The organism is Mesorhizobium sp. M7D.F.Ca.US.004.03.1.1 (assembly GCF_003998635.1).
Classification (GTDB): domain Bacteria; phylum Pseudomonadota; class Alphaproteobacteria; order Rhizobiales; family Rhizobiaceae; genus Mesorhizobium; species Mesorhizobium loti.
The window spans coordinates 1-10,632 of the sequence record NZ_RZQG01000116.1; the positions used below are offsets into that span (position 1 = coordinate 1).

Below are 10,632 nucleotides of genomic sequence, written 5' to 3' on the forward strand. Positions count from 1 at the left end.
GTTGAAGTAAATTCCCCCTCCCTGACCCCGAAGCCCCCGCCGATGTCGCGTGTCCTGATGCGGATCTTCTCCGGCGGCAGCCCGAGGACAGGCGCAATGTATTGCTGCGTGATACCGGGCTGCATCAGACCGGTCAGAAAGTCGACGCCGTCATCCCGATCCCATCGCGCGATAACGCCGCAGCATTCGAGCGGCGTGCTCGAGAAACGATGGAAATAGAGCTTGTCAATCTCGACGACGTGGGCCGCTGAAGCGAACGCCCCATCGACGTCACCCCAGTCGAATTTCCCACCCCAGACCAGATTGGTACCGGACTCTTTATGTATCACTGCATTGTCAGCAATCGCATCTTCGACGTCGATGACGACTGGTAGCGGCTCGTATTCGATATGCACCAACTCGCCTGCATCGACCCCAATTTCGGGTGAGCGCGCGACGATGCAAACCACGGGCTCGCCTTGGAATTTCACCGTTTCGACAGCAATGCCATAGTCGATGATCGGCCCAAGCGGACCTTGCGAAAACTCCTGGTACGGGACCGTCAGCGCCTTGACGTCTTCACCCGTGAAGGCTGCAACCACACCTTCCACTGCTAGCGCAGCCGAAAGGTCAATCGAAATAATATTCGCGTGTGCGTAAGGTGATCTTACAAAAACAAGATGAAGATGACTTACCGAATGGTCATCGTCAACGAAGCGTCCGGTGCCCCTGACCAGCCGTGCATCTTCGCGCCGCTCAAAACTATTCATCAACTACACCATTGCCTTGCGAATTCGGACCATGCCGAAGCCATTTGGGGATCGAGGCCAAGGTCGACGATATGAGCGTGTCATAGCAGATTTTGCGAGTCAACCATGATCTGCTGTGTTTTCTCTAATTTTGCAAATCATCGATGATTTTTCATATTGACGTTAAAATGAGGAAGTGGTCCTGTGCGCGAAAGTGCAAGCTGGAGTATCGGCATGACCGAGTCAGAATTACCTGTCATCGTTGTCGGGGGCGGGCCGGTCGGGCTGCTGACGGCGCTTGGGCTGCGCCATTACGGAGTTCCCGTGCGCGTCTTCGAAGCTAATGCAGGTCCCTCGATCATGACGAAGGCTGGAACGATCCTGCCTCGGACACTCGAAATCATGCGGCGCTATGGGGCCGTGAACAACATCGTCGGCGCAGCCATCCGCGTCGAGGAGATAGGGGAGCTCAGGCGCAGCACCGGCGAGTTGACCTTGTCCCTGCGAACGGGACTAGTCGATGCCGAAACCCGCTTTCCATTCTTCGCAAACCTGCCACAGCACCAGTTGGAACCGCTGCTGACACAAACGCTGACCGAGCGGGCGGGCCCGCAGGTTATCTCGTACGACCACAAGCTGATCGAGTATCGCCAGGATGCCTACGGCGTGGTTGCGACCTTCCAAACCGAGGCGGGTTTGGTCGAGGTCAGAGGCGCTTACCTCTTGGCCTGCGACGGTGGGCGCAGCGCGGCACGGGCACAAATGGGCGTGGAGGTCGAAGGCACGTCCCTCGATCTGCGATATACGCTCATCGACCTCGACCTCGACCTCGATGTCGCCAATCCACGGGACTACCCCTATCTCACCTATTTCTCCGATCCGAAGGAATGGATGATCCTTGTGCGTCAGCCGCATGGTTGGCGCTTCGTCTTTCCGGCGGCGCCGGACGCGCCCCAGCCGACGCCCGAGGACCTGAAGGCCCGCGTCTTCAAGTTCATCGGCGATGTCGACGGAGCGGTCATTCTGGAAAGCGCAAATTACCGTGTGCATCATCGGGTCGCGACGAGCTGGCGCGACGGTCGGGTCTTCCTGATGGGTGATGCCGCCCACCTGCTGACGCCGATGTGGGCACTCGGCCTGAACACTGGCGCCACCGACGCGCACAACCTGCCTTGGCGCCTCGCTTGGGTACACAAGGGTCTTGCGCCCGAGTCGCTGCTCGACGGCTACGAGCAGGAGCAGAAGACTATCGCCGTCAAGGGTGCCGGCGAAATGGCGGAAGCCGCGCGGCATCTCATGGATGCCAGGGGCGATGCGACTGACGTGATGTCCGGCTCGGACTGGGCCAATGTATATACGCGCTCATTGCTTGGCATGCGTCTCGACGTCAACGGCACCGGCTCATGGTCGATGGCCTGCACCGAGCTTGCCCCCGCATGCGTCGGCGAGCGGCTCCCCGACTTCCGCCTGCAGGGTCCGGACGGCCAGCCGATGCGGGCTCATGATCTGATCGATGGGAACTTCCTTGCGCTCCATTTCTGCGATGCCCGCCGCCGGCTAGACATGCCCGCCGATGACGGTGAGCGCCTTCGCCATTTCGCGGTTTCGCGTTGGGACATCCCGGCGTCGGATCCTCTGCGCGCCCGCATGCTGCTTGATATCGGCGACGCATTCCGCGTGCGGCTGGGGGTCGGAGACGGGTCCGTGGTGCTGGTCCGGCCGGACGACCATATCGTCCTGATCTGCAGCGAGGGCACCTTTCGCGACGAAGCTGCGAAGGCCATGCCCGCCCGCCCGCTGCAGAAGGACTAGGACAGCATGGCTATCGTACTGGACACGCATACCCATCTCGTACCGGTGCAATCGCGCCATCTGTCGGGCGTGCGAGGCATCGAATGGGATGCGGCAACCGAAAAACTTCTGATCGACGGCAAGACGATCGGCATGAAGCAGCTTTTCCGACCCTCGGCGCTCATCGACTGGATGGACCGGTTCTCCATCGGTCGCGCTTGGGTCTCGCCGCCGCCGCCGTTGTTCAGGCCGCATCTTGAGGCTGGAGCGGCCGGCGAATGGGCGCGCGCTCTGACGGCAGGCCTTGACGAAATCGTCGAACCCTTGCGGGACCGGCTGTCATCGGTCTGTTTCCTGCCGATCGAGCATCCGCGCGAGGCCGAGCGCATCGCAGCCGAGCGGCTGGCGGCTGGCAACAAGCTCTTCACCGCCTCGACGGGCTCGGGCGTCTTCCTCTCCCGAGCCGAGTATGACGGTTTGTGGCGCGTCCTGTCAGACGGCGGCGCGCTGCTGTTCCTGCATCCGGGCGAGAGCCACGACCAGCGGCTGGAACCCTTCTACCTCACCAACCTGCTCGGCAACCCGCAGGAAACCGGCATCGCGGTCGCCCACATGGTCTTTTCCGATGCGCTTGCACGCTTCGATGGCTTGACGGTGCTCCTGTCACATGGCGGCGGCACGGTGCCAGCGCTTGCAGGACGATGGGAGCAAGGCTTCCGCACCGACCGCCCTGGCGTCAACACGAGCATCGCGCCGCCGAGCGCTCAGTTGAAGCGCTTCCACGCCGATTGCGTTACCCACTCCAACGCCACACTGACAGCTGCCAGGGACGTGTTTGGAGGCGGCAACATTGTCTTCGGTTCAGACTGGCCCTTTCCGATGGGCCTGCTCGAACCGGACACGCAACTTGCTGGCAGCGGTCCCGCCGATATCTTCGGCGCGAACACCCAGAGATTGCTCGACGCTTTCCACTAGGCAAGCCTCCCACGGCCGCCTCCCGCCATGTTCCGCCAGCCGGAGCAGCACCGGCCAAATGAACAGCTGGAAACCCGAACGGCGCATCGAAATTGATCCGTTCGACGCGGATGCCTTTGATCCAGGCTGCAATGATGCAAGTCGCGCCTTCCCGTTACCCGCCCGCACCGCTGCGAGCGACTGCTACGAAAGATCCAGCGTGGTGGACCGGCCCCTGCCGGCGCTTTTGACCGTAGGCTTCCCGCGGGCGCCCTTCTGGGCAGCGCCTTCCGGTCCGAACAGCTGGGTCACGAGCTTGTCGAGCGTGCGCATATGATGCTGGCGCAGCAACACGACCGCTTCCTCGGTCTGCCGGTCGAGCGCGGCCTGCACCAAACCCTCATGCTCGGAGATGTCGTCGCGCGGCTGGTCGGTGATACCAACTGAAATGGCAATATAGCGCTCGACCTGGTCGAACAGCCCCGAGTGAAACGATCTTAGAAGTTCCGAGCCGCAGGCCGAGATCAACGCGGAATGGAAGGCCCGGTGCGCAGTGCGCCAGTCGTCGGACGAACTTGCCGAAGGGACCGCCGTCTTCGAGAAGCGCTTGAGCCGATGCAAGGCGCCGACGAGTGAGGACTCCCACTCCACGCCGCCCTGGTCGATTGACCATCCCAGACAGAGGACCTCGATCTCGGTTCGAACGTGCATCACGTCCATCAGATGATCCTTGGAGATAGGCACGACTCGGAAACCCTTGTTGGGCTCCAGGAGGACGAGCCCTTCGGACTCCAGGCGCATCAGCGCCTCCCGCAGGGGACTAGGCCCCACGCCGTAGCGAAGACGCAATTCATCCAGACGCAATCGAGCGTTGGGCTCAAACTGGGAGGTAACGATATCCTTGCGCAGGCTCTCGTAAGCTTGGAATGCGAGGGAGACATCACTCGATCCTTTTTTTGGCGGCATCTTGCGGTTCTCCATCAGCGCGATCGAATGGCGCTCACCTGCGATCGCTTAGGTCCGCTTTAGCATCACAATTAGGTAAAATGCGAGCAGGCAACGGCGGCGTTGGATTTTGTCCATGATTGCAACATCCCGACGAAAGCAGCCCCGAAGACAGTCCCACTTCTGCCCAAAGGCAGCGTCGCGTGGAGCAACATCTACGTGTGCGATGCGCCTGCCTGGCATTTGTGACTGCTGTACGGCTCGCAGCGAAGCCGGCCAGCGCCGCGTGGCGCAGTTCTGACTCGTTTGCTGCGCCTAGACGGTGGGCCGCCGCTCCGGTCGGCTGCGGTTCTTCATCTGCCGTTCCAAGAGATCTAGCAACGCGATGGCGGCCGATGATAGGCGGCGGCCGACGCGTGTGACGATGTTCACTCGTCCAGTGTTCAATTCCGGATTCGAGATCGGCAGCGCAAGCAGTCGGCCCGCCTCGACATAGTCGGAAACGCAGCCAAGCGGCATGATGGTTGCGACCGTGCCCGCCGAGGTCACATCCGCTATGAACTGGACGGATGATGCGGTGATCCGCGTGTCCAGAAACAAGCCATGATTAGCCTCGAATTCGGACAGCACATCGCGAATACGGAACCCGCCTTCAGGCAGGATCAGGGGCTGATTGACGAGATCGCGAATGTCGATTTTGGACGCCGACGCCAGCGAATGGTGCGGCGCGACAATCAGATAGTTAGGCTCGGGGAAACCCGACCGCGACCAGACGCGCGGATCGATAGGTGCATCCATGACCACGCCGAAATGCGCCATGTCGTCGCGGACCATCGATATGACGGCGCGCGAGGGGGCCGAGACGACATCGATGCGAACGCCGGGCAGCCTGGCCGTGTACTCAGCCACCGCCCGCGCGATAACCACACGCATCAGCCCGGTGCCCACCGCAATCCTCAAATGACCTGTGCGCAGTCCCTTGAGGTCGTCGAGGTCTGTGACCAAGGCTTCCTGCTGCGCCAGGCGGTCGCGGTAATATTCGATCAGGCGCTCGCCGGCTGGGGTCAGGAGCACGCGATGCCGGTTCTTCTCGATCAGTTCGATGCCAATTTCCTTCTCCAGCGCGGTGATCTGCCGGCTGATGGAGGACGGTGCCATGTCGAGGAAATCGCTTGCCGCCCGCATCGTGCCCAGGCGCACGGATTCGTAGAGATATCTCAGCCTTTCGGCTGGAAAGTCGCGGTAGGTGCCCGATGGCGTCATCTAGGTTCCGTTCGCACGGCCGCACATCGGCCAACGTAGTCGCCCTCCTTCACGCCGGCAACGGTTCGCGTGATGGCGCTCGCACCGTCATTGACACCTTGGCACCGCGTCTTTCGGCAGTGCCTGAGAGCAACGCGTGGATATCGCTGGGCGAGTAATGCGACTGGTCGAGCCGCATCCCGGTGGTCGCTACGGCATCCTGTAAAGCAGACGAGATCGCGAAGATCGGACCGCCACCGCCTTCGCCCATGCCTTTGGCGCCGTTATAGGTGAAGGGCGAAGGCGATTCACGGTTGCCGTAGTGCAGGTTGGGCATGTTCATGATCGTGAGGGGGCAGTAGTCGCTGAAGGTGGCGGTCAGAAGGTTGCCGGCCTCGTCATATTTCAAGCACTCCATCAGCGCGGCGCCAAAGCCATGAGCGGCCGCGCCGATCACCTGGCCCTTGACGATCTGATGGTTGATGACCTTGCCGCAGTCGTCAACGATCGAATAGTCGTGGACATGAATATTATAGGTGAGCGGATCCAGTTCGATCACGGCGACATGCACCTGCGCAGCATAGGTGAGCGTCAGGTTACCGAACTTCTTCTCGATGTCCGGCACCTGGAACGGTGCACGATAGACATGGCGGCAATTCAGCGAGACATCCATAAGCTCAGGTGGAAGCTCGGCGCTCTGAGCGTTGACGAGGTTCGAGATCCGCGCCAGCGAAACCGACTGCCCGTCAGGCGCGGCCACCGAGGCGACGCCATCGAAAGTCCCTACCCTCAGCGTTTCGGCAGGCTGGCCCAGGAAATAGCTGCCGGCCCGCAGCAATTCCTCCCTCAACTTCTCCACGGCGCCATGGATGGCGCCGAGGCTCGTCACCGCGAATTGCGAGGCATAGGTGCCCGAATGGTTGTTGTGCGACATGCGCTCTGAATCGAAGCCGATGGCGACCAGAACCAGATCGGAGGATATACCCAACTCCTGACCGACAACCTGCGCGGCGATCGTTTCGTGGCTCTGCCCCTGCGGCACCGAACCGACGGAGACGGTGACTGTCCCATCCACGCCCAGGCGCACATTGGCCACCTCCGAATTGCCGGAGAGCGGCGAGTTCGGATTGACGATGCGCGACTGGCCGAAATTGTTGGTGCCGGAATCCAGCGCCGTGCCGATCCCGATGCCGACGATCCGGCCCTCGGCGCGCCAGGCGTCGCGCTTGGCGATCCAATCGTCCCAGCCGATCAGGTCCTTCGCCATTTCCAGCATAGCGCCGTAGTCCCCGGAATCGTAGACGCAGCCGTTGGGCGTGGTCCATGGCATTTCGGGGACATAGTTGCGCTTGCGCATGACATCGGGTGCGATGCCCATCTCATGGGCGCAGATGTCGATCACCCGCTCGAGGAACCAGACATTCTGCATTCGCGAAAAGCCGCGGTTGGGTCCCACGGGGCATTTGTTGGTCATTGCCTGGCGGAAATCGACACGCAGGTTCTGCAATCGGTAAGAGGCCGGGGCAACCTGGCTCCAGATGACAGCGCCGAGAGGCTCATAGCGCGGATAGGCACCGCAGTCGTCGACATGCCGCGCGTCCACTGCGGTGATCTCGCCATCGGCCGTGAGCGCTACACGGATGTCCAGGAAGGTGCGCTCGTTGCCATGTGCGCTGCCCTGCAGGTGCTCGCGTCTCTCCTCGATCCACTTCACTGGGCGATAGCCCACCTTGCGCGAGCACAGCGCCGCGATCATCAGATAAGGATAGAGGTTCTGCTTGATGCCGAAGCCGCCGCCGATGTCTTGCGTGCGGATGCGTAGCTGCTCGGGCGAGATCCGCAGCGCGGGTGCGATAAACTTCATCGCCACGCCCGGCTGGATCAGGTTGCACAGCATGTCCACCCGCCCGGTCGGCTCCCAGGTGACGAGACCGGCAAATCCCTCGAGCGGCGTGCTCGAGAAACGGTGGAACTTCAGCCGGTCGATCTCGACGACGACATCGGCGCTGTCAAAGGCGCCGTCCACGTCTCCCCAGTCGAACAGCGAGCCCCAGGTTTGATTGGTCCCCGATTCATCGTGAAGGATTGGCGCATCGACCCCCAGCGAGGCAACTGCATCAACGACGACCGGCAAGGGGTCGTAGTCGACGCGCACGAGTTCTACGCCGTCACTGGCAATGGCGGCGCTTGTCGCCACGACAGCTGCGACGGGCTCCCCTTGAAAGCGCACCCGTTCGGTTGCCATGCAATAGTCGCTGATACGGCTGGTCGGCTCCGGTGCCATCTGTGGGAAGCGATTGGTTAGCTCGCGTACTTCCGCGCCGGTTAGGACGCAGGCCACTCCCGGCAGCGACTCGGCGCGGCTTGTGTCCATGCCCAGTATACGCGCATGCGCATAGGGCGAGCGCACCAGCTTGCAATGAAGTGCGCGTGATCCTTCGTCGTCGACGAAGCGGCCACGTCCGCGGATCAGGCGGCCGTCCTCGCGCCGCACGATGGGCTTGTCGTTGCTCATGATGGCAGATCCTCGTTCGGGCTTTTCGCCCTTGTGGCGCCGAACAGCCCTTTCATCGAGGTGACCGAGCGCTTCATCAGGCTAGCCGAGGCAGCCGGTTCGGGTTGCACTACGCCGAGCTCCTTTTGCACCGCCACGACCAGTGATTTGACCTGACGTCGCGCCAGCGGCAGCAGGATGCCCTGCGCCAGGGATGCGAGCGTGCCGCTGACGGTGCCTTCGCTCGTCCAATTCACCCGCGAGCCCGCGTCGAGGGGCTCGATGACGAAGGTCATGCGCGCGTCGATCATACCCAGCGCATGGCGACCATTGATTGTGTAGACCACGCGTTCGTTTGGCACTGACTCGACACGGCGCGCCGCGACATCGGCTTGCCCCCGGATCTGTGGGACGCCCACTTCGAGGAGCACGCCAAAGCCGTCGCCTTCGACCGAATGCAGTTCCTTGAAATAGGGGAGGATCGGAGCAAAAGTCCGCGGCTCGGTGATGAAGACGAAGGTTTCCGCAGGCGACGCAGTCACCTCGAAATTGCCGTCCATGTCTACTTTCATTGTGCGGTTTCCTTGAGCTTGACGGCGGCGGCCTTAACCGCCGCGATGATCGGGAGATAGCCGGTGCAGCGGCAGGTATTGCCGCTAAAGGCTTTGCGGATGGCGGCCTCGTCGGGATCGGCATTGACGCTGAGCAGCGCCAGCGCCGACATCAGGAAGCCGGGCGTGCAGAAGCCGCACTGCAACGCATGATTTTCCGCAAAGGACTGCTGCAGGACATGCAGGCCTTCAGGCGTTTCAAGTCCCTCCACCGTGGTGACTTCTGCGCCATCGGCCTGCAGCGCGAGCACCGTGCAGGACTTGGCCGAGCGGCCGTCGACGACCACCGTACAGGCGCCGCAATAGCTGGTATCGCAGCCCACATGCGTGCCGGTCAGACCGGCGTTCTCGCGGATTAGCTCCACCAGGAGGGTCCGCGGCTCGACTTCAAATTGCAGTTGGTGACCGTTCAGCTTCAGGGCCATGCGCACAGTCGGATACTCAGCCATAATATTGATGTGTCTCCACTGCGGGGCGCCCGAGACGGCGTGCCTCGACGATGCCAAATGCGCGTTTGACCAGGCCACGCGCGAGTTGCCGCTTGTATTCCTCCGTACCCTTTGCGTCGGCGAAGGGCTCGACGAAGATCGATGCGGCTTCGGCTACTTCTTCGACCAAGTTCTCGGTGACCTGTCTGCCGGCGGCGATGTCGTTTCCCTCGTCGAAGGCAAGCGCGGTCAGGCCGAGGCAACCGAAGCCCATGCGCAGGCTCGCGATCCGATCACCGTCATAGGCGATCTGCATGGCACAGCTCGCCGTCGGATAGGCCGGTGCGCAACGCTTGAAGGCAACGAATGTGCCGTAGCCCTCCAACGCCTGGCGGGCTATGGCGACGCGCGTGATCAGTTCGCCGGGCTCCAGGGCCGGTGTGTAAGCGTCCTCCAGCAGTTCGCGCACGCCTTGGACACGCCGGCTGTCGCGACCTTCGCACAAGACCTGTGCATCGAGCGCGACCAGCAGCGCCGGCCAGCAGCTGCAGGGATCAGCCTCGGCCAGTGATCCGCCGATCGTGCCCATGTTGCGAACTTGCGTGTCGGCGATGCCCTGTCCGCAGTCGCGCAGAATGCTGAAGCGTTCAGCAACGTCCGAGCCTGCAATGTCCACATGGGTCGCCAGGGCACCGATCTCGACGGCGGCGGCGCCGAGTGCGATGTCGCGCGCGCCGGAAATTCCGCGCAGGTCAACGAGCAGGGCCGGCTTCAGCAGACGCAGCTTCATCATTGGGATCAGGGTTTGCCCACCAGCAATCGCCTTGGCGTCCGGATCGGCCGCCAGAACCGCGGAAGCTTCCGAGAAGCTCCCCGCCCTGATGAAATTGAATGGCGCGGGGTACATGGATTTCCTTTCGGAGAAAGCCTCTGGAGAGCGCAAGGTTTCTGGAACCGCCCAAGGCGAAGGCGTCATATCCCGCCATCAAGATCAAACCGACGCCTCGGTTGTGTCCCGGGTGGTCGCTGTCGGCGGACCGGGAATGAGCGATGGGTCATCTGGCAATTCCAGCGTTGAGATCTCCTCGTCGCTGTAAGCGAGCAGGGACGCGAAATGCCTGTCCTGATCTTCCCTGAACAAATCTCCGACGACGCCCCGCACCAAGCGGGGGATGCCGTAGCGCATGCCGCTGATGGAGGCCGCCGACAACCCCATGCTGAGGGTCGCGCCATAGCTGAAATTATGAATGCGACGCAGATAAGGTGCCACTCCGGGCCTGCGTTCCTGAAACTCAAAGCCCGCGCCCAGATAAGGTGCTCGACCCAGGTAGGCGTCCGCCTCATCCGCGGGCGGCATGAAGACGTCGTTCCAGGTGGCGATCTCATTGGCGATGCCGGCAAGCTCAGGACGTAGATGCAACGCATGGGATATCCCGGTG

The 10,632-nt window shown here is 62.1% G+C and carries 9 protein-coding genes and 1 pseudogene; 2 read left to right on the forward strand and 8 right to left on the reverse strand.

The features are described 5' to 3' along the window. Positions 1-749 (reverse strand): molybdopterin cofactor-binding domain-containing protein (locus EN935_RS09785; protein WP_164771064.1); only part of this gene is annotated, 749 nt, incomplete at its 3' end. 213 nt (positions 750-962) lie between these two features. On the opposite strand from EN935_RS09785, the gene EN935_RS09790 reads away from it, so the two are divergent. Both EN935_RS09790 and EN935_RS09795 read left to right on the forward strand, forming a co-directional pair. Continuing rightward, positions 963-2,540 carry an FAD-dependent monooxygenase gene (locus EN935_RS09790; protein WP_245468692.1) on the forward strand — a complete coding sequence of 526 codons (1,578 nt, stop codon included), beginning with the start codon at positions 963-965 and terminating at the stop codon, positions 2,538-2,540. A 6-nt stretch (positions 2,541-2,546) separates the two neighbouring features. Beyond that, complete coding sequence (locus tag EN935_RS09795; protein WP_127262863.1) at positions 2,547-3,494, forward strand: amidohydrolase family protein; 948 nt, start codon at positions 2,547-2,549, stop codon at positions 3,492-3,494. 183 nt (positions 3,495-3,677) lie between these two features. Here the strand turns inward: EN935_RS09795 and EN935_RS09800 are convergent, their stop codons facing one another. The 7 genes and pseudogenes from EN935_RS09800 to EN935_RS09830 all read right to left on the reverse strand — a co-directional run. Further along, complete coding sequence (locus EN935_RS09800; protein ID WP_127262862.1) at positions 3,678-4,454, reverse strand: FCD domain-containing protein; 777 nt, start codon at positions 4,452-4,454, stop codon at positions 3,678-3,680. A 279-nt stretch (positions 4,455-4,733) separates the two neighbouring features. Then, the gene (locus tag EN935_RS09805; RefSeq protein WP_127262861.1) at positions 4,734-5,681 is read right to left on the reverse strand and encodes a LysR family transcriptional regulator; all 948 of its coding nucleotides are present in this window, start codon (positions 5,679-5,681) and stop codon (positions 4,734-4,736) included. Between the two features lie 49 nt (positions 5,682-5,730). Beyond that, complete coding sequence (locus tag EN935_RS09810) at positions 5,731-8,175, reverse strand: xanthine dehydrogenase family protein molybdopterin-binding subunit (RefSeq protein ID WP_127262860.1); 2,445 nt, start codon at positions 8,173-8,175, stop codon at positions 5,731-5,733. Next, entirely contained in the window at positions 8,172-8,714 is a 543-nt protein-coding gene (locus tag EN935_RS09815) for an SRPBCC domain-containing protein (RefSeq protein WP_127262859.1), read from the reverse strand. The genes EN935_RS09810 and EN935_RS09815 overlap by 4 nt, the downstream gene beginning before the upstream one ends. A gap of 8 nt (positions 8,715-8,722) precedes the next feature. Then, the gene (locus EN935_RS09820) at positions 8,723-9,190 is read right to left on the reverse strand and encodes a (2Fe-2S)-binding protein (RefSeq protein WP_245468690.1); all 468 of its coding nucleotides are present in this window, start codon (positions 9,188-9,190) and stop codon (positions 8,723-8,725) included. A gap of 16 nt (positions 9,191-9,206) precedes the next feature. After that, positions 9,207-10,100, reverse strand: coding sequence for an FAD binding domain-containing protein (locus EN935_RS09825; RefSeq protein WP_127262857.1), 894 nt, complete (start codon positions 10,098-10,100; stop codon positions 9,207-9,209). Positions 10,101-10,184: 84 nt separating this feature from the next. Next, positions 10,185-10,632 (reverse strand): annotated as a pseudogene (locus EN935_RS09830) (NAD(P)/FAD-dependent oxidoreductase); the annotation flags it as partial.